Here is a 26,010-nt window from a genome sequence, read left to right on the forward strand (position 1 = left end):
GTTTTTACGCAGGCTGGAGCGTTGCGCCAATCCCGTCTTCGTCTGGCTGTAGTTTCAGTGCGTTACACAGAGTTTGCCGACTGGCATCTGTTATCTCAACGTGTATATCACCAGTAACTTCCCCTTTCACATTGATGAAGTCAGGTGAAATTTCTTTCGCACTGGTTTGCAGGCAAATCGCTCCCTCTCCGCGCAGGCGTTTCACTTTCAGTTGCACATGCGTTGCCGCACCAGTGATTAGCCACAGTTTTCCGCCATTGAGATTGATGTTACCAACACTGAAAGTGACACTGTCACCTTTTACCGTACTGCCGTCGAGAATCAATACACCGCCCTGCTGTACAGTAATCGTTGATTGTTGCAGATCTGCGCCATAGCCAATAATCATTGAAGCGCCGTCCAGTAATGCAACACTCCCGGTCAGTTCAACCGGTGCGCGATCTTCCTCTACGACAAAATTTTCGTCCGCGCTGGTGGGTGACAACAGGATCACTGTCCCACCTTGTATTACCGCATTTTCCAGCGTACCGGCATGCACTTCAGCCCGACCACCCACATTAACGGACAGGTTTTGCGTCTTACCGGAACTGTAGAGCTGAAGACCATCCGTACCCAGACGATAGATGGCTCCATTCTCAACAATAGTGTCAGAGTCTTCACCACCGAGATTATTCATGGTGCCACCAGCAAGCAACGTATCATTGGCTTTCCCCGCCAGCATAAAAACGCCGCCCTGATTAATCTCACAATTGCTGGCTTCCCCACCTGGATACACCAACAATTCACCACCTTCATCTACCACGACCGCTGAGGTTGTCCCATTGACCAACAGGCCACCCTCTTGATCGAGAATAATTTTTTCCGCGCGATGTCCTTCCAGTACACGCAGGTTACCGCCATTTTCCAGCAACAAACCGCAGGCATAACCCTGATCAACGCTGAATTCACCTTCGGGATGGCGGCCATTAACCGTAGCGAGCGTAGAGAGACTAATTGCGCCTCCCTCGGACTGAACAATATCTGTGGCAATGGCACCGTCGCTGACCGATAGCGTGCCATTGTTACCGTACTGTGTGCATTTGGCGATCCCACCGGTTGCCACTTTCAACCAGCCAGCCCCCGTGACCACGGTATTTTCGGCTCTTCCGCCAGCTTCAACTATTAACTCACCTTCAGTAAGTTGCGTCGCGCCAATGACCTCGCCGGTCTTAACAATTTGCACGTTCCCGTCGCTCATCAAGTTTTTCGCATCAGATCCCATGATTTATTCCTTTGCTGCATCTGTGTGCCTTTATTGCTACCTAAGTGTAAAGGCTACGGAGGATTTATCCACGACAGATTTTGAGATGGTGGCAAACAACTCTGTTTAAACTCTGATACACAGATTATTGGGTTGTGTCAGATGTAAATGCGATCCTGAATAAAAATCGCCCTTGCAAATCAACAAAATATAGCCAATTTGCTTAAAAGCTCTGCAAACGGTCGAAATAGCGCAGAAAAATACGTTTTGCCTCTTGCCACCTTCCCACTCTGCCGCTAATATTCGTCCCCGTTGTCACCTACAACGTTGCGTTCATAGCTCAGTTGGTTAGAGCACCACCTTGACATGGTGGGGGTCGTTGGTTCGAGTCCAATTGAACGCACCATCCTGCGTCCGTAGCTCAGTTGGTTAGAGCACCACCTTGACATGGTGGGGGTCGGTGGTTCGAGTCCACTCGGACGCACCAGATTTTCTTAATCTGGTCTTCTCCTTTTTTCCCTCTATTTCTTCTATGTATCCAATACGTTAAAAGATCTACACTGTCTTCGTATGCGTTATCAGAAGGAGAATCGCTATGGCAACTTTGTTACAACTTCATTTTGCTTTTAATGGCCCATTTGGCGACGCAATGGCTGAGCAGCTTAAACCACTTGCTGAGTCGATTAATCAGGAACCTGGTTTTCTGTGGAAGGTTTGGACAGAAAGTGAAAAGAACCACGAAGCCGGTGGGATCTACCTTTTCTCTGATGAAAAAAGCGCCCTTACCTATCTGGAAAAACATACTGCCCGACTGAAAAATCTTGGCGTTGAGGAAGTTGTCGCCAAAGTTTTCGATGTCAATGTGCCACTGAGTCAAATCAATCAGGCAAAACTTGCCTGACAGATTTTAATCAAGGGCGGTTAGTGCCCTTTTCATCCCTGTCTGAAATTTCTCAAATTCTAAAAATCTCAACCAAACTTACCTGATAACACTAAATTCGAAAGAATGCGTACAGGTAAGTAACAATGAAAACAATTGCTATTGTGGGTGCCGGGCCTACAGGGATCTACACCTTATTCTCGCTTCTACAGCAACAAACGCCACTTTCTATTTCTATCTTCGAGCAGGCTGACGAAGCCGGTGTCGGGATGCCATACAGTGATGATGAAAACTCAAAACTGATGCTGGCAAACATTGCCAGTATTGAAATACCGCCGATTTATTGCACGTATCTCGAATGGCTACAAAAGCAAGAAGCCAGCCATCTCCAGCGTTATGGCGTTAAAAAAGAAACCTTGCACGATCGTCAGTTTTTACCGCGAATTCTGCTGGGCGAATATTTCCGCGATCAATTTTTACGATTAGTAGACCAGGCACGACAGCAAAAATTTGCAGTGGCTGTTTATGAATCATGCCAGGTTACCGATCTGCAAATTACAAATGCTGGCGTCATGCTCGCTACAAATCTGGATTTACCCAGCGAGACGTTTGATTTAGTGGTGATCGCAACGGGGCACGTCTGGCCTGATGAAGAAGAAGCAACCAGAACGTATTTTCCCAGCCCGTGGTCAGGCCTGATGGAAGCAAAGGTCGATGCGTGTAACGTGGGTATTATGGGAACATCCTTGAGCGGACTGGATGCGGCAATGGCAGTGGCTATTCAGCATGGTTCGTTCATTGAAGATGATAAACAACACGTCATTTTTCACCGCGATAACGCAAGTGAAAAGCTAAATATTACGTTAATGTCGCGCACAGGTATTTTACCCGAAGCCGATTTCTATTGCCCTATTCCCTACGAGCCCTTACACATCGTCACTGATCAAGCATTAAATGCTGAGATTCAAAAAGGCGAAGAGGGCCTTTTGGATCGGGTATTTAGATTGATAGTAGAGGAAATCAAATTTGCTGATCCAGACTGGAGCCAACGCATAGCCTTAGAAAGCCTGAATGTCGATTCCTTTGCTCAAGCCTGGTTTGCCGAGCGCAAACAACGCGACCCATTCGACTGGGCAGAAAAAAATCTCCAGGAGGTCGAACGCAATAAACGAGAAAATCATACTGTTCCCTGGCGTTATGTCATTCTGCGCCTGCATGAAGCCGTACAGGAAATTGTTCCACATCTGAATGAACACGACCATAAACGGTTCAGTAAAGGCCTTGCCCGGGTTTTCATCGATAATTATGCGGCAATCCCTTCAGAGTCTATTCGTCGACTATTGGCCTTACGTGAAGCGGGAATCATTCATATTCTCGCTCTCGGTGAAGACTACGAAATGGAAATTAACGAGTCGCGCACCGTCCTGAAAACGGAAGACAACAGTTACTCGTTTGACGTTTTTATTGATGCCCGCGGGCAGCGTCCGCTTAAAGTGAAAGATATTCCTTTCCCTGGACTACGCGAACAATTACAGAAAACAGGGGATGAAATCCCTGATGTTGGCGAAGATTATACGTTACAGCAACCCGAAGATATTCGTGGGCGCGTAGCGTTCGGCGCGTTGCCCTGGTTGATGCACGACCAGCCTTTCGTTCAGGGACTTACGGCATGTGCAGAAATTGGAGAGGCGATGGCTCGGGCGGTCGTAAAACCTGCATCCCGTGCGCGTCGGCGTCTTTCGTTTGATTAAAGGTAAAGCTATCAGCACTCAACAAACTGATGTTGTTCATTAAGACGATAGCGGACTCCGGCTCGAATATTGTTTTCACCTTCAATGGCGACGGCGAAGCGAACTCTTTCGCCGTCATGATATGCGAGTGCGGCGCATCCCCCTGGCCCGAGAATAATTGAGTCGACCACGCCCGTGCTCACTACTGTTGAATTTTCACCGCTGGCAATGATGTGTACATTGTCGCCGCAGTTGGCAATTCTGGCGTTTGCGCCAAAGCTGGCGATTTGCACCAGGTCACCATTACTGGCGACATGACACCGTTCACCCAATGTACAAACGCGTACTCGCATTCCGGTATTCGCAATCCGACTGCTATCTCCAGCGCTGCTTATCCGCGAAGAATTACCGGTTACAGCAACCCGTGCGCGTGCACCGGAGCTGCCAATGTGACTGTTAAAGCCGACACTTCCAATCCGCACGCTATAACCCATACTGGCAATTTGCGCGGCATACCCAGCGGTTGCGATTCTGGCGTTATCCTCACAACAGCCGATGCGAGCATGATCGTCGCTGCGGGCAAACTGACTGCAAAATAGTCGTTCTCCGGGATCTGTGGCCAGTTTTTGCATAGAAGAAACTTCCTGATGCGCGAAGTTTTCATCCGCCAGCCATTTTTTCCACGCATACTCAACCAGACTCTCCGCCCAGTCCGTATATCCTTCCTCAATCAGTGCATGATGAATATCGGCATAACTACCGCCACGTGGGAAATGGCGCAGAAACCAGCGATACATCACCGCTCCGATACGCCATTCTCGCAGGTCTGCTCGTGTAATGATCATTCGTTAGTGCCGGTGATAGCCATCGACCATACTTTTAAAGGTTTCGTGTGGCGTACGCCCCGTGGTGCAAAGATAAAGATGACCGAAGATAAAAAAGAGGCTTATAAATGCCAGAGCAAAATGCGCCTGCAATAACCAGTATCTTACGCCAGGAAACACATCTCCCACGGCTTGCGGATAGAGACACAGCAGCCCCGTCAATAGTAACAACGGCAGCAATCCATACATGACACCAACATAGGCAACCTGCTGTAAGGGATTAAATTTAGACTGGGTTGTTGCCGGGAAAGGATGTTCTTCCCCCTGCATAATGCCAAACAAATAGAATCGCGTTTGTTTTGCCGCTCGCTCCAGCCACCCCTGACGACGAATGCGATAGTGGTGACCATTACCCCCAACGGCATTGATCAGAACAAAGCCGAGCCAGCATGCCAGTAACAAAAATCCGCAAACTTCATGCACCGCAACCAGACTTTTAACCGCAGTTGCGCCCACCAGCGCAAAGTGATTTATCAGCCCACTTGCCAGCAACAATACAAAGAGTAACGCATTCGACCAGTGCCATAATCTGACCGCTTTGCTGTAAAGATAAACCTTCTCACCATGGTCGGTGGCTGATTTCTTCACGCCACGAGCACGAAGCAAGGCATGCAGCCCCAGCACCAACCACATCCCTACCAGCAATAGTCCGGCAATGATCAACCACACCGGCCAAAATTGGGGAGTGAACAGTGGCACATAGTTCGCCAACTGGCTCTGAAACTGTTCAGCATGTTGCGACAGGTTCATACATTTTCCTTTTTAATCAAATGTTGACCGAACCGGCGATACAGATGCGGTTTCCCGGCACCAGGTAGCTGATATTGATAGTATTTATTTTCCTGCAACCACGCCTGAATTTCTGGGCTATCTTCGCGACCAAAGATCAATGCGTGTTCCGGACAGGCGCTGACGCAAATGGGCGGAAAGCCTTTTGCCAGTCGGGACTCAGCGCAGAAATCACATTTATCTGCCACTTTAGTGACAGGGTTAAGGTAGCGAACCTGGTAAGGACAAGCGCCAATGCAATAACTGCAGCCGATGCACTGCGATTTTTCTACCCGTACGATCCCCTGCTCATCACGCCACGATGCCGCTGTCGGACAAACGTCGATGCACGGAGCATCTTCGCAGTGCTGACATGACTGGCGAAAAAAGTGATACTGCGTTTCGTTGTCGTTATCGGTGACTGGAATGTGTGCTATCGATAAACGGCTTCCCTGAGCGGGGACGTGGTTAGTTTTACGGCATGCGCGGGCGCAAATATTACAGCCATTGCACCGTGACTCGTCATGAATCATGGCATACCGAACTTCCTTTTCTTGCCTCGTGTTCGCTAACAGAGAAGACGCAGAACCAGTAAAAAAGATTACTGTTCCCATCCCCAGAACAAATTTGCGTCGAGTGAAGGACATCTGATTATCCCCTAATGCAGTGGCTGCTACTGTCCACCCTATCCATGACATCTCCCTGAAATTTCAGGGGTTCTGAAACTGCTCTACCTCGAACCATTCGCATAAGCCATACGCCTTGCCATAGGTCATAAATCGCTCGCTAAACAAGTACAACACCGCCGTCGATGACTCCACCTGCCGTATATCGGCATATTCAGGTGCAACATCCATCGCGGCGATCGCGGCTTCAATCTGCGCTTCCTGGAAGTAATATGGCGCTTGCATCAGCATGGCGACTTTGTAAGGACGAGGATACGTCTGGCACTCAAAACGAACGGCGTGTGCAATAGCGCGACAAATGTCCTGCTCCACAACTTGCAAAGACATCGCCGCGTAGTTTTCACTCATGGCCTGCGTTGAGTAATAGTAATCATCCTGGCTTCCCGTCAAACAAGCGATATCCGCGTAGTCTCCGTTCTGCTTAATGTTTTCCAGCAAAACTGACAGTTCCTCTTCTGCAACCGAATAGGGCGGCGAGAGAAACACGGCGCGCGCCACCAGCTGCCCAGCCGCAGAATGCTGACGAATGAACTCTGCCAGGATTTCAGCAGGTTCTGGTTCGGTTACCGTATCAACGGGGTGACGCATCCCCTGCAACCATTGCCGCTTCGCCTCATCAACTTCGCTGACTTTCGCTAACGGCAATTCATCCTGATGGTTCATCTCACCCATTCCTTACGCAGGCAGTAGATTGTGTGCTGCCAGATCGGCGGCAATATCTTCCAGCCCCAGACGCTGCAATGTTTCACGGGTCGGACAACCAAGCTGTGGGTCCCAGCCCATTTCTTTGTAGAACATCGTGAGCGAAGCATGCATATCGTCACGATCCATTTTGTCAGTACCTTCAGTAAAGACCGGGTTCTGCGGATCCTTGTCGAATACCCAGGAACAGATAAGATCGTGTTCATTACGCATATCTTTAGTTTGCATCAGTTTTACCGTGTAGGCGCGATGCAACGTAAAGATACGCTCTGCAACTAAATCTAATTTTTCCTGAGTCATATCTTCGCCAGTGATCGCTTTGAAGAATTTGGCTTCAAGCGCCAGATCGCCCCGGTAATTACGGCTTTTCAGCGGCGAAACGGTCATTGGCCAGACCCAGTTGCACAGGGTGACGGCGTTATGCAAACAGACCCGCAACAGCGACCACTTAGCATATTTAATTTTTGCGTCATTGATTGGCGTGTAGTTTTTGGTTTCATCGTAAGCATCTTCAGAACCAAAAAGTTCTTTCGCCACTTCACGTTGCAGTTTCAATGGCAAGCCGGAACCAATAAAGTTGATATGGGTATGCGTCATGCAGTCACGGTTGAACATACAGTTAACAATGGAACCGACCTGCGCTGACGCTTCATTGGCATGGTGAACCGGATAGCCAAACGGCGACCAGAGTTTATTTTTCGCGTAGCCCCAGTACTCTTCACCCAAATTCCAGCGTTCTGCGATGGTATATGAACCATCAGCCAGGTGACTCAGCTCACCCACACGATGCGCCAGACGGTAGTAAAAATCTTTAATGAAGTTAACGTCACCCGCTTCCAGTTGATCCCAGCGAATTTCCGCATACTCTTCAGCTGGTAGAACACGCTTGAACACCCCTTTGCTGTAACAATAAGTAAAGTCGCGATGCAGCTGCCCATAGTTACACCATAGGCCGTAGTCATCGAATAGATTCAGACCAACCAGGTTACCAATCACACGACCATCGTCTTTATCTTCAAAATCTTTCGGCCCGTTTGGGAAGATAGTGGTATGGACAAAGTTTGCTACACAAGTGTTACCACCGGTGCCAGGCACGCCAAACTCTTTCACCCGAGGAATATTCATTTGGGTCATACAACGGATCGGGCAAGAGTGGCAGCCGCTCATTTTTACTGTGTATTTCTCTGCCGCCGGACCTAAGTCAAAAACGGATTTATAGGTACGAAAGCCGACCGTATTCTGATTGCCTGGCGGAATTTCCCCCGTTTCAATCGGACCACCTTCAGCCGCGCCCCAAAACAGCCCTTTACGTGCTGTCCAACGTGACTTGGGATCTGAATACTCTGCCCACGATTGCGGCGTACTTGGCACGACATGGTTGTTATTCGCACCGATAAGTTCAGTCATCATGTAATCGTTGAGACGCTTCATCTCCTGACGATCGGCAATGTTGACCCCTTTCGTCCCTTCAACCGCAATCGCTTTCAGGTTTTTCGAACCCATTATTGCGCCAGTTCCCGCACCGCCGCTGTGGTTACGGCTATTCAACATGCCAGAGAGAGGAACAAGGTTTTCCCCAGCCTGACCAATAGCCGCCACACAGGTTTCCGGACTGGTCAAGCGACAAATTTCTTCCGTCGTTGCGCGCGTCCCTTTTCCCCATAAGAAATCGGCTTTTTCAAGGCTAACTTTGTCATCTTTAATCTTCAGCCATACCGGTGATTTCGCTTTCCCTTCGATAATAATGACGTCGTATCCAGCGAATTTCATTTGCGCTGCAAAAAAGCCCCCCATATGGGCATCGACGACTAAATTTCCTTTGGTAAAAGTAGAAAGTGAGGTGATATTTACGCGAGAACTACAGGGGGCACCAGATCCAGTTAATGGGCCGGTAGCAAAAACTAATTTATTCGCTTCATCGAAAGGTTTCGTGCCTGGCGGTACTTCGTCATACATAATTTTGTAGCCGAAGCCCATGCCACCGACAAAACTTTTAAACTTACTGGAATCTTCGAGGGTAATATTTCCTGTCGTGAGATTGACTCTTAATATATTACCTGTCCAACCGTTAGCCATGATTTTTTCCTTTGCAAGATTCACACAGTAATATTTTTCCACTCGATAATTTTTAACGCCCCTGTTGGGCAGGCGTTTGCGCATTCACCGCATAACACACATTTCGAGGATTTTTTACTTTCAGTATTTACGGTGGCCATCATCCACGGGCATGCCGTAGTACAGGCGCTACAGCCAATACAACGTTTATGATCGACGGTAATACAGCCTTCTTTCTGCTGCCAGGTAATCGCACCAATCGGGCAGACGTTCATGCATTGCGGCTCTTTGCATTGACGGCAGGTATCCGCGGTATAGTTGAGATCGCCATACAGGCCGCCGCCAGAGCCAACCCCGTTGTCGCCAAAGAAATAATTGCGATGGATTTTGATACGGGAGAAGAATGTCCCTACTGAGCCATCGTTGAAGTTGGTACAAGAGATTTCACAGCGGTGGCAACCCGTGCATCGCGCACGTTGGGTCACCAGCACCCCTTTGGGTGTATTTATCAACCCTACTGTGCCGCTATCAATATCTTCCTGTTTGCAACCCAAAAGTGACAGTAAAGCAGGGGCAATTGTTAAACCAGCAAGGCCTTTTCCTGATATACGCAAGAATTCTAATCGCGTTAAGCCAATATTTAATAGTGGACGATCAACCGGGTTCATTTATTTCGCATCCTCTTCGCAAACACAGTGCTGACAATTCAGCAGCCTGATATTAGGCACTCAACTAATACGCTGCTGACTCTGTCCTCAACACCAGATATTTTCCCTAACCCGATAGTGTATGAGAAAAGATTTAACGCTGATAAACTAATCCTTTATGGCTAGGAGAAAAAATAATGTGATTATTCTGGGCTCTTAACATTGATCGTTATCAATTAAAATCACAAAGCAAGAAATTATAAGTGAACTGATATTTATTATCATTTGAAATAAATTTAACTTAACCGACAATTATTTGTGAAGTTCATCGCAGAAAATAAAAATAACTTTATCGCTATAAATTAAAATATACACCGAAATTCGTATAATTTCAGCAGTTGTTATTTAGAATGATTAACTGGACCGCAACTGAACTAACAATATCAGGATGAAGCTTACCGCCTCATCCTGAATGGTCATTTTACCAGTGCGTTAATGACTGTTTCCATCGCCTGCTTTTCCAGCTCACTGCGCTGAATGCGTTTATTGGCTAATGCTGTACGTAATACGCCTGCGATAACAATATGCTTTGGTTCCTGCCCCAGATCGCGCATTTCCAGCACAACTTTACCGACAACTCTGCACATTTCTCGGTACAGTTCATCCTCTTTTGTCCGGTTTCCCATTCTTTATACCTATTTATCATGCCAACTATCAGCATATATCAATCTAACCAATTAAACAAAAATCAAACAAAATCAGACAAATAACGTGATAAATTATTTTAACTGTAGCAATTGAGCGATGATGTATTTATACACCGGATGAACTTTCACTTATCCTCACACTGACAACCCCGGCACCAGACGTTGCGCAAACAACGAAGTTTTTGCGTAACCTTTTCCCTGGAACGCTGAATCTTTGATAACAATTTATTGTCTTACAAGTTGTATATTTTTTGAAACGCTGTTTTTGTTTTCCTTTTGGATTAATTTCAGCGTATAATGCGCGCCAATTGACTCTTGAATGGTTTCAGCACTTTGGACTGTAGAACTCAACGACTCAAAAACAGGCACTCACGTTGGGCTGAGACACAAGCACACATTCCTCTGCACGCTTTTTCGATGTCACCTATCCTTAGAGCGAGGCACAACCACTTTCGTAATACCGGATTCGCTTTCCGGCAGTGCGCCCAGAAAGCAAGTTTCTCCCATCCTTCTCAACTTAAAGACTAAGACTGTCATGAAAAAGACCAAAATTGTTTGCACCATCGGACCGAAAACCGAATCTGAAGAGATGTTAGCTAAAATGCTGGACGCTGGCATGAACGTTATGCGTCTGAACTTCTCTCATGGTGACTATGCAGAACACGGTCAGCGCATTCAGAATCTGCGCAACGTGATGAGCAAAACTGGTAAAACCGCCGCTATCCTGCTTGATACCAAAGGTCCAGAAATCCGCACCATGAAACTGGAAGGCGGTAACGACGTTTCTCTGAAAGCGGGTCAGACCTTTACTTTCACTACTGATAAATCTGTTATCGGCAACAGCGAAATGGTTGCGGTAACGTATGAAGGTTTCACTACTGACCTGTCTGTTGGCAACACCGTACTGGTTGACGACGGTCTGATCGGTATGGAAGTTACCGCCATTGAAGGTAACAAAGTTATCTGTAAAGTGCTGAACAACGGCGACCTGGGCGAAAACAAAGGTGTGAACCTGCCTGGCGTTTCCATTGCCCTGCCAGCACTGGCTGAAAAAGACAAACAGGACCTGATCTTTGGTTGCGAACAAGGCGTAGACTTTGTTGCTGCTTCCTTTATTCGTAAGCGTTCTGACGTTATCGAAATCCGTGAGCACCTGAAAGCGCACGGCGGCGAAAACATCCACATCATCTCCAAAATCGAAAACCAGGAAGGCCTCAACAACTTCGACGAAATCCTCGAAGCCTCTGACGGCATCATGGTTGCGCGTGGCGACCTGGGTGTAGAAATCCCGGTAGAAGAAGTTATCTTCGCCCAGAAGATGATGATCGAAAAATGTATCCGTGCACGTAAAGTCGTTATCACTGCGACCCAGATGCTGGATTCCATGATCAAAAACCCACGCCCGACTCGCGCAGAAGCCGGTGACGTTGCAAACGCCATCCTCGACGGTACTGACGCAGTGATGCTGTCTGGTGAATCCGCAAAAGGTAAATACCCGCTGGAAGCGGTTTCTATCATGGCGACCATCTGCGAACGTACCGACCGCGTGATGAACAGCCGTCTCGAGTTCAACAATGACAACCGTAAACTGCGTATTACCGAAGCGGTATGCCGTGGTGCCGTTGAAACTGCTGAAAAACTGGATGCTCCACTGATCGTGGTTGCTACTCAGGGCGGTAAATCTGCTCGCGCAGTACGTAAATACTTCCCGGATGCCACCATCCTGGCACTGACCACCAACGAAAAAACGGCTCACCAGTTAGTACTGAGCAAAGGTGTTGTGCCGCAGCTGGTTAAAGAGATCACATCTACTGATGATTTCTACCGTCTGGGTAAAGAACTGGCTCTGCAGAGCGGTCTGGCACACAAAGGTGACGTCGTAGTTATGGTTTCTGGTGCACTGGTACCGAGCGGCACTACTAACACCGCATCTGTTCACGTCCTGTAATATTGCTTTTGTGAATTAATTTGTATATCGAAGCGCCCTGATGGGCGCTTTTTTTATTTAATCGATAACCAGAAGCAATAAAAAATCAAATCGGATTTCACTATATAATCTCACTTTATCTAAGATGAATCCGATGGAAGCATCCTGTTTTCTCTCAATTTTTTTATCTAAAACCCAGCGTTCGATGCTTCTTTGAGCGAACGATCAAAAATAAGTGCCTTCCCATCAAAAAAATATTCTCAACATAAAAAAGTTTGTGTAATACTTGTAACGCTACATGGAGATTAACTCAATCTAGAGGGTATTAATAATGAAAGCTACTAAACTGGTACTGGGCGCGGTAATCCTGGGTTCTACTCTGCTGGCAGGTTGCTCCAGCAACGCTAAAATCGATCAGCTGTCTTCTGACGTTCAGACTCTGAACGCTAAAGTTGACCAGCTGAGCAACGACGTGAACGCAATGCGTTCCGACGTTCAGGCTGCTAAAGATGACGCAGCTCGTGCTAACCAGCGTCTGGACAACATGGCTACTAAATACCGCAAGTAATAGTACCTGTGAAGTGAAAAATGGCGCACATTGTGCGCCATTTTTTTTGCCTGCTATTTACCGCTACTGCGTCGCGCGTAACATATTCCCTTGCTCTGGTTCCCCATTCTGCGCTGACTCTACTGAAGGCGCATTGCTGGCTGCGGGAGTTGCTCCACTGCTCACCGCAACCGGATACCCTGCCCGACGATACAACGCTTTATCGACTAACTTCTGATCTACAGCCTTATTGTCTTTAAATTGCGTAAAGCCTGCTGGCAGCGTGTACGGCATTGTCTGAACGTTCTGCTGTTCTTCTGCCGATAGTGGTCGATGTACTTCAACATAACGCATCCCGTTAGGTTCCACGGAATATTTCACCGGTTCGTTGATCACTTTCACCGGTGTTCCCGTCCGCACGCTGGAGAATAAAGCTTTAATATCCGGTGCATTCATGCGAATACAGCCCGAACTGACGCGCAAACCGACGCTGTCCGGCGCACTGGTGCCATGAATGAGGTATTCGCCATTACCATGCGCGAGGCGCAGTGCGTAACGTCCTAGTGGGTTATTGGGCCCGGCAGGAACGACCGGTGGTAATTTAATGCCACGCTCCAGCGAACGTTGACGAATGCCCGCCGTAGGCGTCCAGGTTGGGTTAGGGATTTTCTGCCCCACACGCGTTTCCATCACCGGCGTTTCCAGCCCCTGCAAACCAATACCTATCGGATAAACCTGCACGATATTTTCTCCCGGCGGATAATAATAAAGGCGCAGCTCTGCAAGGTTTACAATAATCCCCTGACGCGGCGCATCAGGTAATAATAGTTGTGAAGGAATAGTTATCGTCGTACCGGGTTTTGGCACCGGGGCGATAGTGTTATTGGCTTCAAGGATCAACATTGCCGCAGTATCAAAACGTCGGGCGATGGCCTGAAGTTTTTTTTCCCCTTCTTGCACCGTATACGTTTGATTTTGCCCAACCAGTCGACTGCCGGTTGGTGGTAGCGGATAATCAACCGCCCAGGCAGCCTGGATGGCGCTAAAAGCGCCGATAAGCGTGAGTGTAAGCAAAGACGCGCGTTTCATTGTAAACCTCCTGTATTTGCCGGAGACTCACGCTGAAACGTCGGATGGCGCTTATGTTCACCTGAAACCAAAACACTCCTGTGCAGGCCAGTGTAAACATTGACCACCCGGCAATGTGAGCCAACCGGATGAAAGCTGTCCCTTTAGTTTAGCTAAGTGCAGCGGCTTTGGCGCGAATTGCGCGAATCATCGCTTCCAGACCTTGTGAGCGTGATGGGGTGAGATGTTGGGTGAGCGCCATTTTTTCAAACCACGGGCGCACATCGAAATTGACAATATCCTGCGGCGTCATTTGATCGTAAAGAATAAAGACGACCGCAATAAGCCCTTTTACAATGGCCGCATCGCTGTCGCCCTGTAATTCAATAATTCCCTGCGCATTTTGACGCATCACAATCCACACCTGACTCTGGCAGCCCTGGATGCTATTTTGCGGGCTTTTGTCTTCGTCACGTAATTCTGGCAGACGCTGACCCAACTCAATAATGTAGAGATATTTCTCTTCCCAGTTGGCGCAGCGTAAAAAATTACGCAGCAATTTTTCTTTATCCGGCAATAAAGCCATAGTGCCTCCCTGTTATCCCAGCAGACGGTGAATACGTTGCAGGCCGGTCACCAGACGATCCACTTCTTCATGGGTGTTATACATGGCCAGCGATGCCCGACACATCGCAGGGACGTTGTAATAGGCCATTAATGGCATTGCGCAGTGATGTCCGGTACGCACAGCAATGCCGTAATTATCGAGAAAACTGCCAACATCATAGGCGTGGTGTTTACCGAGATTAAAAGCAATAACGCCAAGCCTGTTTTGTGGGCCATAGAGAGTGAGATCCGGTACAGATTCCAACTGTGATAGCGCGTAATGCATCAGATTCTGTTCATACTCGGCTATGTTATTAAGCCCCAGCGCCGAAACATACTCCAGCGCCGCGCCAAGACCAATGATACCTCCGGTATTGGGTGTACCGGCTTCAAACCGCCATGGTGCTTTGGTCCAGGTAGTGCCTTCACTCAGGCTGACGGTGGCGATCATAGAACCGCCCCCTTCCCACGGCGGCATCTCCTGCAACAAGGCTTCTTTGACATAAAGAATGCCAATTCCGGTAGGGCCATACAGTTTATGCCCGGAGAACACATAAAAATCGCAATCCAGCGCCTGAACATCCAGCGGATGATGCATCACCGCCTGAGCGCCATCCACCAGCACTTTTGCGCCATGTTGATGCGCAAGTGTGATCATCTCCGCCAGCGGATTTTCTGTCCCAAGCACGTTGGAGACATGAGTAATTGCCAGCAGGCGAGTTTTCTCATCAAACAGCGTAGGCAGCGTCTCCAGTTGCAGAGTACCGTCGGGGTTGAGCGGGATCACACGCAGCTCTGCGCCAACGCGTGCACAAAGCATCTGCCAGGGGACAATGTTAGCGTGGTGCTCCATCTGACTGATGATGATGTTATCGCCCGCCCGCACATTGCTGTTGCCCCAGCTATTGGCGACCAGATTGATCCCTTCCGTCGTGCCGCGGACGAACACCAGTTCTTCCGCCGAACGGGCATTAATAAACAGCGATGCCCGCTTGCGCACGTTCTCCATTTTCTCGGTCGCCTGGGCGCTTAAGGTATGAATACCGCGATGCACCGCCGCGTAGCCGTGACGATAAAACTCAGCCTCGGCGTCAATCACCTGGCTTGGTTTCTGCGCACTGGCGGCACTGTCGAGATAAGCCAGCGGCAAACCGTTTACCTCACGAGAAAGCACCGGAAAGTCGGCCCGCACTTTGTCGACGGAAAAAGTCATCTTGCACCTCCTGGCAGTCGTTGACCGATTCGGGCCAGCACCTGCTGTTTAAGCCCCTCATCACGCAGTGCTTCCGTCAGTTCGGCAGCAAAGGCGTAAATGATCATCTGCTGGGCATCTTGCTGATTGATCCCGCGCGAGCGCAGATAAAACATCTGTTCGTCATCAATACGCCCCACCGTCGCGCCGTGGCTGCATTTCACATCATCTGCATAGATTTCCAGCTGCGGTTTAGTATCCACTTCCGCCAGTTTGCCCATCAGCAGATTATTGTTGGTCATCTGACCATCCGTTTTGATGGCGTGCTGCGCGACGTTGATCAAACCGTTAAATACCGCGCGGCCTTTGTCGCTGACGATAGTTTTGTGCAACTGTCGGCTGTTACAAAAACCTTTATTGTGTTCCAGCCAGGTACGAGTATCACACACCTCGTTTTTCACCGGCATCGCCAGGCTATTGATCCGCACCGTGCTGTTTTCGCCATTGAGTTGCGTACTGGTGTTGTGTCGTAACACTGCGCCACCCAGCAGGAAACTGTGGCTAAATGCGGTGGCATCATCAGCCAGCAACAAATCGTTATGAGCAAAGTGGTGACTGAGCGGGTTTTCAAACGCCAGCTTGATATGCTGCAAATGGGCGTTCGCTGCGACGTTGATAGTGAACCGTGCGCCGGTGAAGTGACGAGCATCATTAAGGCTGACAAAATGTTCGATCACCGTTGCTTCGGCACCTTCCGCCAGATCCAGATGATGCCGGTAATGGGCAGTATTCACCTCTTCACCTGCCACGCCTTGGGTGATATGCATTAACAGCAATGGCTTTGCCGGCCGTTGACCGCGCTTCACGGCGATATGCGTCACGCTTTGTGCCAGGCTTTCCGTCAAATGCAGAAACACTTCCGCCTGAATAGCGTCGGGTAACCCCTGACGGTCGTCGTTAATGCTCACTTCATATCCGCTGCCTTCAGTTGCATCGCTCAGTGCGGGCACGTAACGTCCATCGACAAACACCAGCCGCACGGCGTCTAATGTTAACGCTAAGGCATCACGCTGCTGTGGGGATATCTCCCCCGCAATGCTGACAAACTGGCTATTGGTCAGCCCGTCCAGCGGCGTATATTTCCAGTTTTCATGTTTACGTGTCGGCAGTCCGGTACGCAGCAATTGTTGTAAATGCTGCTGTGCTTGCGGGGAGCGTTTCGCCCCTTCAGCTTCAAACAAATGATGCCACTGTTGCAGTGCGTTACTGCTGTTCGGTAAGCCAGCCATAACCCTGCTCCTCCAGTTGTTTGACCAACGTGAAATCGCCGGATTTCACAATTCGTCCCTGATACAGCACATGGACGTAATCAGGCTTGATGTAGTCGAGAATGCGTTGGTAGTGCGTAACAATGATGAATGAACGCTTGCCGTCACGCAGCGAGTTCACGCCATCGGCAACCACTTTTAATGCGTCAATATCCAGCCCGGAGTCTGACTCATCAAGAATGCATAACTCCGGTTCCAGCACCGCCATTTGCAAAATATCGTTGCGCTTTTTCTCGCCGCCGGAAAAACCAACGTTTACCGAACGGGTTAATAAATCTTCCGGCATCTTCAGGAGAGCGATTTTCTCTTCCATCAAATCCTGAAAATCAAAGCGGTCGAGCGTTTCCTGGCCGCGATAGCTGCGCACCGCATTAAGTGCCGTTTGCAGGAAAAACTGGTTACTGACGCCGGGAATTTCCACCGGATACTGGAAGGCCATAAAGATGCCTTCACCTGCACGATCTTCCGGCGACAGCGCAAGCAAATCTTTGCCTTTAAACTCAACCGTGCCGCTCGTCACTTCATAATCTTCTCGCCCGGCAAGCGTTGCCGATAAGGTACTTTTGCCCGAACCGTTTGGCCCCATAATGGCGTGAACTTCGCCGGGACGAACGTCGAGGCTTAATCCACGCAGGATAGCTTTATCTTCCACGCTGACGTGTAAATCTTTAATACTTAACATGTTTATTCCTTATCCGACGCTGTGTTCAAGACTGATGGCGAGGAGTTTTTGTGCTTCAACGGCAAATTCCAGCGGCAGTTCTGAGAACACGTCTTTGCAGAAACCGTTAACAATCATCGAGATGGCGTCTTCTTCGCTGATCCCGCGTTGCAGGCAGTAAAACAGTTGATCTTCACCAATACGTGATGTCGTTGCCTCGTGCTCCAGTTGTGCGCTGTTATTGCGACATTCGACATACGGGAAGGTATGCGCCCCACAATTAGCGCCAATCAGCATTGAGTCGCACTGAGTGAAATTGCGCGCATTGGTTGCCGTCGGCATGATTTTCACTAAGCCGCGATAACTGTTCTGACTATGTCCGGCAGAGATCCCTTTCGATATAATGGTCGATTTGGTGTTTTTACCGATGTGGATCATCTTGGTGCCGGTATCCGCTTGCTGATGACCGCTGGTCAGCGCCACTGAGTAAAACTCACCAATGGAGTTATCGCCGCGCAAAATGCAGCTGGGATATTTCCACGTAATCGCTGACCCGGTTTCTGATTGCGTCCATGACATTTTGCTGTTTTCGCCTTCGCACAAAGCACGCTTGGTGACGAAGTTGAGAATACCGCCGGTGTTGTTATCGCCAGGGAACCAGTTTTGTACCGTGGAATATTTCACCTCGGCGTTTTTATGGATGATGACTTCCACCACCGCCGCGTGTAACTGATAGCTGTCACGCACCGGAGCGGAACAGCCTTCAATGTAGCTAACGTAGCTGTCTTCGTCGGCCACCAGAATGGTGCGCTCAAACTGCCCGGTTTTTTCCGCGTTAATGCGAAAATAGGTGGAAAGTTCCATCGGGCAACGCACGCCTTTAGGCACATAAATAAACGTACCGTCAGAGGCTACCGCCGCATTAAGTGCGGCAAAGAAGTTGTCATTCCCCGGCACCACGGTGCCGAGATATTTACGCACCAGTTCCGGGTGATCGTGGATCGCCTCGCCAAAGGAACAAAAAATAATTCCCTGCTCCGCCAGTTTTTCGCGATAAGTAGTGGCAACCGAAACAGAGTCGAAAATGGCATCCACTGCCACCTCTTTGCCTTCCCGCACGGGAACGCCCAACTGCTCAAACGCCGCCTCCACCTCTTTACTTAAAAAGGCGTTCGCGCCAGTTTGCTGCACCGCGCCGGGTTCAGACGCGCAGTTGTCGTCACAATTACCGCACGATGGTGCCGAGTAGTAGCTGTAATCCTGATAATTCAGCTTGTCGTAGTGCGCTTTCAACCAGTGCGGTTCTTCCATCTCCAGCCATGCGTGATAGGCGTTGAGACGAAACTCCAGCATCCACTCCGGCTCATTACGCTTCGCCGAAATTGCGCGCACCACCTCTTCGTTTATCCCCTTTGCCAGCTCATCGGTGGCTAACTGGGTGAAGAATCCTTCTTTATAATTCAGCGGGCCGCCGGTCCAGGTTTTGACATCGTCAGTTGCTTCAGTATTACGAGACATAGTACCGCCTATACCCCAAAGCTTTCGCCACAGCCACATTCATTCTGGGCTTTAGGGTTGTGAAATTTGAATATCTGATTAAGTCCTTCGCGAACGAAATCGACTTCCGTGCCATCAATAAAAGGCATCGCTTGCAGCGGGACAAACAGCTTCGCGCCGTCGTGTTCAAACAGCAGATCGTCTTTGTCCGGCTCGCTAACACTATCGAGCACATAGCCAAAGCCCGCGCAGCCTGTTTGCTTCACGCCTAAGCGCACGCCGATCATACCCGGCTGCTTTGCCACCAGCTCGCGGATGTGGACAGCGGCTGCGGGTGTCAGCGTTAAGCCCTGCCAGGCGAAATCCTGTGGATTAAAGGTTCCTGAATGCATGTCCATCGATTTACCTCACTTCATCGCTTTCAGCGTATAACAGCATGTTAGTGATAATGATTATCAGTTCAACCCAGCAAACGCAGGGGCTTTAGCGTAAAACATGCTTTTTTCCTGCTTTTAATAAGCATAGACCCTGATGTGTGGGTTAACAGGCACGCTAAGAATTAGGTATCTCATTGTTAGATAATGATTATTATCTAAGGAGCATTAAGGCTGTGATGAAAAAGAAAAAGTTGTATTGAAAATGACTATTTAAGAGATAGGTAAAAAAGTGCAGCGTTCAGAAATAAGAAAACCCTTAAGTCTGTGCGACACAGGCTTAAGGGTTTCTACCCCATCCGGCGCTTATCTCCGGCACTCACAGTAGCTTAGCTCTTGAAGGGGCGATAAGGATAATCTCATAAAGCTAACCCACTGTTTTAACACAAACTGCGATTTGTATTATTTTTGAACGTTATCAGGCGGGTAGATAGGCTGTATTAAAAAGGCCCTCGAACCTGGACGAAGATTAATCCAGGCCGATTTGGCGAACTCGCGACATTAAATCAGGATCAATGCACGCCCAGACGCCAGGCGAAGTAGATTTCTTCTTTTAATTCAGCAGAAGAGAGAGTAAGCAGGTCAGCAAATTCAAGTTCTAATTGTTTCAGACGCTTGAGATATTGGGCAGGTGAAAGATTGCTTTGGTCACGGCGTAAAAATTCAATGGCCAGTTGGGTGGGATCAAGTTGAGTAGACATAGCATCCTCGCTTTTAGACAAGACCTGCACAGTATACCACCGTTTACTGTGCAGATAATAACCAAAAGCAATATGCGTCACACTTTTCTGGTGACAACGTCACAAAATAGCGGTCGTCAATCGTGACGAACAGCACAAACGCCCTTTCTCATCGAAGATTTCAATCTGCCAGACCTGGTGACGCGAACCGAGATGCAACGGTTTGCATACGCCGCGCACCCGCCCTTCTCGTGCCGAGCGGACGTGGTTAGCATTGATTTCCAGACCAACCACTTTTTGCTCACCTTCGGTACATAAATAACCGGCAACGGAACCGATACTTTCGGCCAGTACCACGGATGCACCTCCATGCAGCAACCCGAAAGGCTGCTTTGTCCGTGAGTCTACTGGCATTGTCGCTTCAAGGGTGTCATCACCAATATGTTCAAAGCGAATATCCAGCAATCCCACCATGTTTCCTTCCCCCATAGCATTCAGTGCTTCCAGGGTGATTTTTCGTTTCCATATCATTTAATAATCTCCAGTAAAGCCTGCACAGGATGGCGTACCCCTGTGCCTTCAACCCGTTTTACCTGACTACGGCAGGAATATCCGGTCGCCAGACAGCGGTTACGCGGCAGTCGCTGCATAGCCTGATGCCAGGATAATTCATAGATCCCGAGCGAATTTTTATGGTTTTTCGCTTCATGTCCGTAAGTCCCTGCCATGCCGCAGCACCCCACGCTGACATTTTCCAGTTTCGCGCCAAAACGGGCAAATATCGCGGCCCATTGTGCTGGCGCGCCCGGCAAGGCGGTAACTTCGGTACAGTGACCAAAGAAATACCATGATTCACCGCTGACTGTAGCCACTGGCTGTGACTCAAGTGCGCTTGCCAGCCATTCATTTGCCAGTAAGACGTTAAACTCGCCACGCTCCTCGCCCAGAGCCAGTTTATATTCATCGCGATAACAAAGTACCAGCGCCGGGTCGACGCCTACCATTGGCATACCCAGCTTCGCCATACGGTTGAGGAAATCCGCCGTCTTTTTCGCCGTCTTCGCAAAACGATTAAGAAAACCTTTGATATGCTGGGCTTTTCCATTTGGCGAAAATGGCAGTAACACGGGCTGGAAACCTAATTTTTCGACCAGACGGACAAAATCCGCCACCACTTGAGCATCGTAATAGCTGGTAAAGGGGTCCTGCACCACCAGCACCGTGCGCGCTTTCTGCTCTGCATTGAGAGCTTCAAGCTGTTCCAGCGTCATGTTTGCCGAGCGATGCCCCACCATTTGTTGTTGCAGCGAGGGGACCGACAGCAGCGGCAAATCAACCATGCCAATATGTTTTTCCGAGAGTTTGCGCACCAGCGGCTGGTTAATGAAGAAGTTAAAGGTTTTCGGCGCGCGTGCCATCAGCGGTGCGTAGCTCTCGACCGTAGCGACAAGGTGGTCGCGCAGAGGGCGTAAATAACGGGTGTGATAGAGCTGCAGAAAACGAGAGCGAAACTCCGGCACATCAATTTTGATGGGGCACTGGGTCGAACAAGCTTTACAGGCCAGACAGCCCGACATCGCCTCTTTGACTTCGTGTGAGAAGTCATATTCGCCTTTATTCGCATGCCAGCTATTGCGCGTGCGGGCAATTAACGTCCGCAAACTGACGCCGGATTCAGGCAGTTCTTGTTCCAGTTTGAGTGGGTCAACGCCGCGATCCGCCAACAAACGCAGCCATTCACGTACCAGCGTTGCGCGCCCTTTCGGTGAATGAATCCGGTTCTGGGTGATCTTCATCGACGGACACATCGGACTACGAGCATCAAAGTTGAAGCATAAACCGTTGCCGTTACACTCCATTGCACCACGCCACTGCTGGCGTACCGCAATGGGGATCTGTCGATCGAATGTACCGCGCTTCACCGCGTCCACTTTCATCATCGGCGCATCGAGACCTTCTGGCGGGCAAATCTTCCCGGGGTTGAGTCGGTTATGCGGATCAAACGCCGCTTTCACTTTACGCAGTTCTGCAAAAAGTTCCTCACCAAAAAACGCCGGGCTGTATTCGGCGCGAAAACCTTTGCCGTGTTCGCCCCACAACAAACCACCGTATTTCGCGGTAAGCGCCACTACATCATCAGAGATTTGCTTCATCAAAATCTCCTGTTGCGGATCGCACATATCCAGTGCTGGACGGACGTGCAAGACACCTGCGTCGACGTGACCGAACATACCGTAGCTTAAGCCGTGGCTGTCGAGCAGCGCGCGAAATTCAGCAATATAATCCGCCAGGTGTTCCGGCGGTACGCAGGTATCCTCAGCAAACGGAATTGGCTTAGCAGCACCTTTGGCATTGCCAAGCAGACCAACGGCTTTTTTGCGCATCGCATAGATACGTTCAACACCCGCCAGCTCGCGGCACACCTGCCAGCCGATCACTCCTGCCTGTTGGCTGGCAATCAGCTCATCAAGCCGCACACAGAGTGCATTAACTCGCTCGTCAATCAGTGCCTCATCATCACCGGCAAATTCCACAATGTTCAGCCCGAGCATCTCTTTATCAGGCACATCGGTAATCAACTCGCTGACGGAATGCCAGACAATATCTTCCCGCGCAAGGTTGAGCACTTTTGAGTCCACCGTCTCTACCGAAAGCGCCCGCGCCTCAACCATAAACGGCGCGTTACGCAGCGCGGAGTCAAAAGAGTCATATTTGACGTTCACCAGACGGCGTACTTTAGGCAAGCGCGTAATATCCAGTCGCGCTTCGGTAATAAAGGCCAGCGTCCCTTCTGAACCCGTCAGAATGCGCGTCAGGTCGAACCCGGTCATCTCATCGTTAAAGACATGACGCAGATCGTAACCGGTAAGAAAGCGGTTAAGCTTGGGGAAGTTGTCGATGATTAACTGGCGTTGCTGACGGCAACGTTGATAAACCGTGTTATAAATTCGCCCGATTATGGTATTGGATTTACCCAGCGTTTCCGCCAGTTCGACGGGTAAAGGTTGCGTATCGAGAATATCGCCCCCCAACAACACCGCGCGTACGCCAAGTACGTGATCTGACGTTTTGCCATAGACCAGCGATCCCTGACCGGATGCATCGGTATTGATCATCCCGCCGAGCGTTGCCCGGTTGCTGGTCGAAAGTTCTGGCGCAAAAAAGTAGCCAAAGGGTTTCAGGTACTGATTGAGTTGGTCTTTAATCACCCCGGCCTCAACGCGCACCCAGCCCTCTTCAGGGTTAATTTCGATGATGCGGTTCATATGGCGGGACATATCAACAATAATCCCCTGGTTGAGCGCCTGACCGTTAGTGCCGGTGCCGCCGCCGCGGGGGGTAAAGATCAACGATGAATAGCGTTCCTGCGCGGCAAGACGGGCGATCAGCGCTACATCTGCGGTTGAACGCGGAAATACCACCGCATCGGGGAGAAGTTGGTAAATACTGTTGTCAGTCGACATTGTCAGACGATCGGCATAACTTGTCGCCGTATCGCCGGTAAAACCCTGTTGCTCCAGCTCTTGCAAAAAATTAAGCACCAGTTGAACGACGCCGGGTGCCTGGGAAATCTGTGGAATCATTATATTGACCCTTTCCTGCGGTCTGTGATGAGAGATTAATCGTTTGCGTGTTGCCTGAGTTGTTGTACCACATTTTTTTCTAACACGCCCATCAGAATTAAGGGCAGAATCGACCTGTTAAAAACCGCTGAAATTGCTCATCATTATGCAGGTGAGTTTCGCGTGTTCACGTCGCGTCGACGATTTGACGCACAAAAAAGGTGAAAAGTAGTTATGGTAAATGTTCGTCAGCCCAGGGATGTCGCACAAATTCTGCTTTCGGTGCTGTTTTTAGCCATCATGATTGTGGCATGTCTGTGGATTGTACAACCCTTTATTCTCGGCTTTGCATGGGCCGGTACAGTGGTTATCGCCACCTGGCCGGTATTGTTACGTTTGCAAAAGATCATGTTTGGTCGCCGCTCTCTCGCCGTTCTGGTGATGACGCTGTTATTAGTGATGGTGTTTATCATCCCTATTGCTTTGCTGGTTAACAGTATCGTCGACGGCAGCGGCCCGCTAATTAAAGCCATTTCCAGTGGTGACATGACGTTACCCGATCTGGCGTGGCTTAATACCATTCCGGTGATTGGCGCGAAGCTATATGCAGGCTGGCACAATTTGCTGGATATGGGGGGGACGGCGATCATGGCGAAAGTCCGTCCTTATATTGGCACCACCACCACCTGGTTCGTTGGGCAGGCGGCGCATATCGGGCGCTTTATGGTGCATTGTGCGCTGATGCTTCTCTTCAGCGCCCTGCTGTACTGGCGCGGTGAACAGGTGGCACAAGGCATTCGCCATTTTGCAACCCGTCTGGCAGGCGTTCGCGGAGATGCCGCCGTGCTGCTGGCGGCACAGGCTATCCGCGCGGTGGCGCTGGGTGTGGTGGTGACGGCGTTAGTACAGGCAGTGCTTGGCGGTATCGGCCTCGCCGTATCCGGCGTACCTTATGCAACTTTGCTAACGGTGTTAATGATCCTCTCCTGCCTTGTCCAGCTTGGACCGTTGCCGGTACTGATTCCGGCGATTATCTGGCTCTACTGGACTGGCGATACCACCTGGGGAACGGTATTGTTAGTTTGGAGCGGTGTGGTTGGCACGCTCGATAACGTCATCCGCCCAATGTTAATTCGCATGGGTGCCGATTTACCGCTGATCCTGATCCTCTCTGGCGTTATTGGTGGTTTGATTGCTTTCGGGATGATCGGTCTGTTTATTGGTCCGGTTCTGTTAGCCGTTTCCTGGCGTCTGTTTGCCGCGTGGGTGGAAGAAGTCCCACCGCCGACGGACCAACCGGAAGAAATTCTCGAAGAACTTGGCGAAATCGAGAAATCGAATAAGTAATTTCTCATCAGGCGGCTCTGCCGCCTGATTGTTAACCCCTGCTAATTGATATTTGCTTGCTCTTCCCCATATTTTCCTGCTTACCGCTATTCAGCTGGTAGTACCTGTCGCAAATTCTTTACAGTTTTTAAACTAATGAGACGAATCTGATCGACGCAAAAAGTCCGTATGCCTACTATTAGCTCACGGTTATAAATCAACATATTGATTTATAAGCATGGAAATCCCCTGAGTGAAACAACGAATTGCTGTGTGTAGTCTTTGCCCATCTCCCACGATGGGCTTTTTTTTAACATTTTTCTGCTTCGCTACCTCGCCCCTCACTCTTTCCAATAATGTTGCACAAGATACTGTGACTCTCTTCAAGCCGTCAGCAGGCTGATAATGTTATTTATATTTTATTGTTTATTTCATGCAGCCATTACACGATGAACGCTTATGAACTCCAGGCACTTCGCCATATTTTTGCCATGACTATTGATGAATGCGCGACCTGGATTGCCCAGACCGGTAACAGTGAAAGCTGGCGTCAGTGGGAAAATGGCAAATGCGCCATTCCTGATTGTGTAGTCGAGCAACTGTTGGCTATGCGTCAGCAACGAAAAAAACATCTTCATGCCATCATAGAGAAAATAAATAACCGCATCGGCAACAACACCATGCGTTTTTTCCCCGACTTAACCGCGTTTCAACAAGTCTACCCTGATGGCAATTTTATTGACTGGAAGATCTATCAATCGGTAGCCGCTGAATTATATGCACACGATCTGGAGCGGCTTTGTTAATTTCTCCACAGAAAGGAATTGTCGTTGTTACAACAATAATGAACGGATACTGACACAACATCGCTACACTTTTTAA

General features: G+C 49.4%; 25 protein-coding genes, 2 tRNA genes and 1 other RNA gene. 10 read left to right on the forward strand and 18 right to left on the reverse strand.

Going from position 1 to position 26,010, the window contains the following annotated elements; all coding sequences use genetic code 11:
* Positions 1 to 4 precede the first annotated feature (4 nt).
* Positions 5 to 1,261: an AIDA repeat-containing protein gene (locus tag C4F37_RS09460; protein ID WP_001538797.1), complete on the reverse strand. Its 1,257-nt coding sequence runs from the start codon at positions 1,259 to 1,261 to the stop codon at positions 5 to 7.
* Between the two features lie 308 nt (positions 1,262 to 1,569).
* Here C4F37_RS09460 and C4F37_RS09465 point away from each other — a divergent pair.
* The 4 genes from C4F37_RS09465 to C4F37_RS09480 all read left to right on the forward strand — a co-directional run bounded on the left by C4F37_RS09465 (position 1,570) and on the right by C4F37_RS09480 (position 3,871).
* Positions 1,570 to 1,646: transfer RNA gene (locus tag C4F37_RS09465), tRNA-Val, on the forward strand.
* A gap of 4 nt (positions 1,647 to 1,650) precedes the next feature.
* Positions 1,651 to 1,727: transfer RNA gene (locus tag C4F37_RS09470), tRNA-Val, on the forward strand.
* A 108-nt stretch (positions 1,728 to 1,835) separates the two neighbouring features.
* A complete protein-coding gene (locus tag C4F37_RS09475) occupies positions 1,836 to 2,141 on the forward strand; it encodes a monooxygenase (protein ID WP_000212648.1) in 306 nt (101 codons plus the stop codon).
* A 125-nt stretch (positions 2,142 to 2,266) separates the two neighbouring features.
* Positions 2,267 to 3,871, forward strand: a complete 1,605-nt coding sequence (locus C4F37_RS09480; RefSeq protein ID WP_001538798.1) for an FAD-NAD(P)-binding protein — start codon at positions 2,267 to 2,269, stop codon at positions 3,869 to 3,871.
* 11 nt (positions 3,872 to 3,882) lie between these two features.
* Here the strand turns inward: C4F37_RS09480 and ydhT are convergent, their stop codons facing one another.
* From ydhT to fumD, 7 genes are all read right to left on the reverse strand, one after another.
* Positions 3,883 to 4,695 carry a protein YdhT gene (gene ydhT / locus C4F37_RS09485; protein WP_000587583.1) on the reverse strand — a complete coding sequence of 271 codons (813 nt, stop codon included), beginning with the start codon at positions 4,693 to 4,695 and terminating at the stop codon, positions 3,883 to 3,885.
* A 3-nt stretch (positions 4,696 to 4,698) separates the two neighbouring features.
* Positions 4,699 to 5,484: a thiosulfate reductase cytochrome B subunit gene (gene phsC, locus C4F37_RS09490; protein WP_001538799.1), complete on the reverse strand. Its 786-nt coding sequence runs from the start codon at positions 5,482 to 5,484 to the stop codon at positions 4,699 to 4,701.
* Positions 5,481 to 6,149: a 4Fe-4S dicluster domain-containing protein gene (locus C4F37_RS09495; protein WP_001362847.1), complete on the reverse strand. Its 669-nt coding sequence runs from the start codon at positions 6,147 to 6,149 to the stop codon at positions 5,481 to 5,483. The genes phsC and C4F37_RS09495 overlap by 4 nt, the downstream gene beginning before the upstream one ends.
* Before the next feature lie 63 nt (positions 6,150 to 6,212).
* Entirely contained in the window at positions 6,213 to 6,851 is a 639-nt protein-coding gene (locus C4F37_RS09500; protein WP_001374511.1) for a YdhW family putative oxidoreductase system protein, read from the reverse strand.
* Positions 6,852 to 6,863: 12 nt separating this feature from the next.
* On the reverse strand, positions 6,864 to 8,966 hold the full coding sequence (locus C4F37_RS09505; protein ID WP_001538800.1) for an aldehyde ferredoxin oxidoreductase: 2,103 nt from the start codon (positions 8,964 to 8,966) through the stop codon (positions 6,864 to 6,866).
* Positions 8,967 to 8,986: 20 nt separating this feature from the next.
* A complete protein-coding gene (locus tag C4F37_RS09510; protein WP_001538801.1) occupies positions 8,987 to 9,613 on the reverse strand; it encodes a ferredoxin-like protein in 627 nt (208 codons plus the stop codon).
* A 455-nt stretch (positions 9,614 to 10,068) separates the two neighbouring features.
* Positions 10,069 to 10,278: a fumarate hydratase FumD gene (gene fumD, locus C4F37_RS09515; RefSeq protein ID WP_000528342.1), complete on the reverse strand. Its 210-nt coding sequence runs from the start codon at positions 10,276 to 10,278 to the stop codon at positions 10,069 to 10,071.
* A gap of 354 nt (positions 10,279 to 10,632) precedes the next feature.
* Here fumD and ynhH point away from each other — a divergent pair, with 354 nt between their 5' ends.
* From ynhH to lpp, 3 genes are all read left to right on the forward strand, one after another.
* A complete protein-coding gene (gene ynhH / locus C4F37_RS28155) occupies positions 10,633 to 10,827 on the forward strand; it encodes a protein YnhH (protein ID WP_242788909.1) in 195 nt (64 codons plus the stop codon).
* A gap of 7 nt (positions 10,828 to 10,834) precedes the next feature.
* Positions 10,835 to 12,247, forward strand: a complete 1,413-nt coding sequence (gene pykF / locus C4F37_RS09520) for a pyruvate kinase PykF (RefSeq protein ID WP_001295403.1) — start codon at positions 10,835 to 10,837, stop codon at positions 12,245 to 12,247.
* Between the two features lie 310 nt (positions 12,248 to 12,557).
* Complete coding sequence (lpp, locus tag C4F37_RS09525) at positions 12,558 to 12,794, forward strand: murein lipoprotein Lpp (RefSeq protein ID WP_000648420.1); 237 nt, start codon at positions 12,558 to 12,560, stop codon at positions 12,792 to 12,794.
* A 63-nt stretch (positions 12,795 to 12,857) separates the two neighbouring features.
* Here the strand turns inward: lpp and ldtE are convergent, their stop codons facing one another.
* From ldtE to ydiJ, 10 genes are all read right to left on the reverse strand, one after another.
* Positions 12,858 to 13,862: a L,D-transpeptidase LdtE gene (gene ldtE, locus C4F37_RS09530; RefSeq protein WP_106106707.1), complete on the reverse strand. Its 1,005-nt coding sequence runs from the start codon at positions 13,860 to 13,862 to the stop codon at positions 12,858 to 12,860.
* A gap of 148 nt (positions 13,863 to 14,010) precedes the next feature.
* Positions 14,011 to 14,427, reverse strand: a complete 417-nt coding sequence (gene sufE, locus C4F37_RS09535; RefSeq protein WP_001196522.1) for a cysteine desulfuration protein SufE — start codon at positions 14,425 to 14,427, stop codon at positions 14,011 to 14,013.
* A 12-nt stretch (positions 14,428 to 14,439) separates the two neighbouring features.
* On the reverse strand, positions 14,440 to 15,660 hold the full coding sequence (gene sufS, locus C4F37_RS09540) for a cysteine desulfurase SufS (protein WP_001538803.1): 1,221 nt from the start codon (positions 15,658 to 15,660) through the stop codon (positions 14,440 to 14,442).
* The gene (sufD, locus tag C4F37_RS09545) at positions 15,657 to 16,928 is read right to left on the reverse strand and encodes a Fe-S cluster assembly protein SufD (protein ID WP_000907966.1); all 1,272 of its coding nucleotides are present in this window, start codon (positions 16,926 to 16,928) and stop codon (positions 15,657 to 15,659) included. The genes sufS and sufD overlap by 4 nt, the downstream gene beginning before the upstream one ends.
* On the reverse strand, positions 16,903 to 17,649 hold the full coding sequence (sufC, locus tag C4F37_RS09550) for a Fe-S cluster assembly ATPase SufC (RefSeq protein ID WP_000948882.1): 747 nt from the start codon (positions 17,647 to 17,649) through the stop codon (positions 16,903 to 16,905). The genes sufD and sufC overlap by 26 nt, the downstream gene beginning before the upstream one ends.
* 9 nt (positions 17,650 to 17,658) lie before the next feature.
* Positions 17,659 to 19,146 carry a Fe-S cluster assembly protein SufB gene (gene sufB, locus C4F37_RS09555; protein ID WP_001304330.1) on the reverse strand — a complete coding sequence of 496 codons (1,488 nt, stop codon included), beginning with the start codon at positions 19,144 to 19,146 and terminating at the stop codon, positions 17,659 to 17,661.
* A gap of 8 nt (positions 19,147 to 19,154) precedes the next feature.
* On the reverse strand, positions 19,155 to 19,523 hold the full coding sequence (gene sufA / locus C4F37_RS09560) for a Fe-S cluster assembly scaffold SufA (protein ID WP_000367169.1): 369 nt from the start codon (positions 19,521 to 19,523) through the stop codon (positions 19,155 to 19,157).
* Positions 19,524 to 20,071: 548 nt separating this feature from the next.
* The gene (locus C4F37_RS09565) at positions 20,072 to 20,260 is read right to left on the reverse strand and encodes a YdiH family protein (protein WP_001296104.1); all 189 of its coding nucleotides are present in this window, start codon (positions 20,258 to 20,260) and stop codon (positions 20,072 to 20,074) included.
* A 99-nt stretch (positions 20,261 to 20,359) separates the two neighbouring features.
* Positions 20,360 to 20,770, reverse strand: coding sequence for a 1,4-dihydroxy-2-naphthoyl-CoA hydrolase (gene menI, locus C4F37_RS09570; RefSeq protein ID WP_000637986.1), 411 nt, complete (start codon positions 20,768 to 20,770; stop codon positions 20,360 to 20,362).
* On the reverse strand, positions 20,767 to 23,823 hold the full coding sequence (gene ydiJ / locus C4F37_RS09575) for a D-2-hydroxyglutarate dehydrogenase YdiJ (RefSeq protein WP_001538804.1): 3,057 nt from the start codon (positions 23,821 to 23,823) through the stop codon (positions 20,767 to 20,769). The genes menI and ydiJ overlap by 4 nt, the downstream gene beginning before the upstream one ends.
* A 213-nt stretch (positions 23,824 to 24,036) precedes the next feature.
* Here ydiJ and ydiK point away from each other — a divergent pair, with 213 nt between their 5' ends.
* The 3 genes from ydiK (at position 24,037) to C4F37_RS09590 (ending at position 25,934) form a co-directional block, all read left to right on the forward strand.
* Positions 24,037 to 25,149 (forward strand): AI-2E family transporter YdiK, encoded by a 1,113-nt coding sequence (ydiK, locus tag C4F37_RS09580; RefSeq protein WP_000248637.1) that lies wholly within the window; start codon positions 24,037 to 24,039, stop codon positions 25,147 to 25,149.
* 185 nt (positions 25,150 to 25,334) lie between these two features.
* Positions 25,335 to 25,442: antisense sRNA RprA (gene rprA / locus C4F37_RS09585), an RNA gene on the forward strand.
* Between the two features lie 135 nt (positions 25,443 to 25,577).
* Positions 25,578 to 25,934, forward strand: a complete 357-nt coding sequence (locus C4F37_RS09590; protein WP_001298235.1) for a YdiL family protein — start codon at positions 25,578 to 25,580, stop codon at positions 25,932 to 25,934.
* The last annotated feature ends 76 nt before the right edge of the window (positions 25,935 to 26,010 follow it).

This window comes from Escherichia sp. R1, from assembly GCF_003000935.1.
GTDB lineage: Bacteria > Pseudomonadota > Gammaproteobacteria > Enterobacterales > Enterobacteriaceae > Escherichia > Escherichia coli.

Excerpts from the sequence above, each read along its gene's own strand:
- C4F37_RS09460 (WP_001538797.1), bottom strand. The coding sequence starts at position 1,261 with ATGGGATCTGATGCGAAAAACTTGATGAGCGACGGGAACGTGCAAATT.
- C4F37_RS09475 (WP_000212648.1), top strand. The coding sequence starts at position 1,836 with ATGGCAACTTTGTTACAACTTCATTTTGCTTTTAATGGCCCATTTGGC.
- C4F37_RS09480 (WP_001538798.1), top strand. The coding sequence starts at position 2,267 with ATGAAAACAATTGCTATTGTGGGTGCCGGGCCTACAGGGATCTACACC.
- ydhT (WP_000587583.1), bottom strand. The coding sequence starts at position 4,695 with ATGATCATTACACGAGCAGACCTGCGAGAATGGCGTATCGGAGCGGTG.
- phsC (WP_001538799.1), bottom strand. The coding sequence starts at position 5,484 with ATGAACCTGTCGCAACATGCTGAACAGTTTCAGAGCCAGTTGGCGAAC.
- C4F37_RS09495 (WP_001362847.1), bottom strand. The coding sequence starts at position 6,149 with ATGTCCTTCACTCGACGCAAATTTGTTCTGGGGATGGGAACAGTAATC.
- C4F37_RS09500 (WP_001374511.1), bottom strand. The coding sequence starts at position 6,851 with ATGAACCATCAGGATGAATTGCCGTTAGCGAAAGTCAGCGAAGTTGAT.
- C4F37_RS09505 (WP_001538800.1), bottom strand. The coding sequence starts at position 8,966 with ATGGCTAACGGTTGGACAGGTAATATATTAAGAGTCAATCTCACGACA.
- C4F37_RS09510 (WP_001538801.1), bottom strand. The coding sequence starts at position 9,613 with ATGAACCCGGTTGATCGTCCACTATTAAATATTGGCTTAACGCGATTA.
- fumD (WP_000528342.1), bottom strand. The coding sequence starts at position 10,278 with ATGGGAAACCGGACAAAAGAGGATGAACTGTACCGAGAAATGTGCAGA.
- pykF (WP_001295403.1), top strand. The coding sequence starts at position 10,835 with ATGAAAAAGACCAAAATTGTTTGCACCATCGGACCGAAAACCGAATCT.
- lpp (WP_000648420.1), top strand. The coding sequence starts at position 12,558 with ATGAAAGCTACTAAACTGGTACTGGGCGCGGTAATCCTGGGTTCTACT.
- ldtE (WP_106106707.1), bottom strand. The coding sequence starts at position 13,862 with ATGAAACGCGCGTCTTTGCTTACACTCACGCTTATCGGCGCTTTTAGC.
- sufE (WP_001196522.1), bottom strand. The coding sequence starts at position 14,427 with ATGGCTTTATTGCCGGATAAAGAAAAATTGCTGCGTAATTTTTTACGC.
- sufS (WP_001538803.1), bottom strand. The coding sequence starts at position 15,660 with ATGACTTTTTCCGTCGACAAAGTGCGGGCCGACTTTCCGGTGCTTTCT.
- sufD (WP_000907966.1), bottom strand. The coding sequence starts at position 16,928 with ATGGCTGGCTTACCGAACAGCAGTAACGCACTGCAACAGTGGCATCAT.
- sufC (WP_000948882.1), bottom strand. The coding sequence starts at position 17,649 with ATGTTAAGTATTAAAGATTTACACGTCAGCGTGGAAGATAAAGCTATC.
- sufB (WP_001304330.1), bottom strand. The coding sequence starts at position 19,146 with ATGTCTCGTAATACTGAAGCAACTGACGATGTCAAAACCTGGACCGGC.
- sufA (WP_000367169.1), bottom strand. The coding sequence starts at position 19,523 with ATGGACATGCATTCAGGAACCTTTAATCCACAGGATTTCGCCTGGCAG.
- C4F37_RS09565 (WP_001296104.1), bottom strand. The coding sequence starts at position 20,260 with ATGTCTACTCAACTTGATCCCACCCAACTGGCCATTGAATTTTTACGC.
- menI (WP_000637986.1), bottom strand. The coding sequence starts at position 20,770 with ATGATATGGAAACGAAAAATCACCCTGGAAGCACTGAATGCTATGGGG.
- ydiJ (WP_001538804.1), bottom strand. The coding sequence starts at position 23,823 with ATGATTCCACAGATTTCCCAGGCACCCGGCGTCGTTCAACTGGTGCTT.
- ydiK (WP_000248637.1), top strand. The coding sequence starts at position 24,037 with ATGGTAAATGTTCGTCAGCCCAGGGATGTCGCACAAATTCTGCTTTCG.
- C4F37_RS09590 (WP_001298235.1), top strand. The coding sequence starts at position 25,578 with ATGAACGCTTATGAACTCCAGGCACTTCGCCATATTTTTGCCATGACT.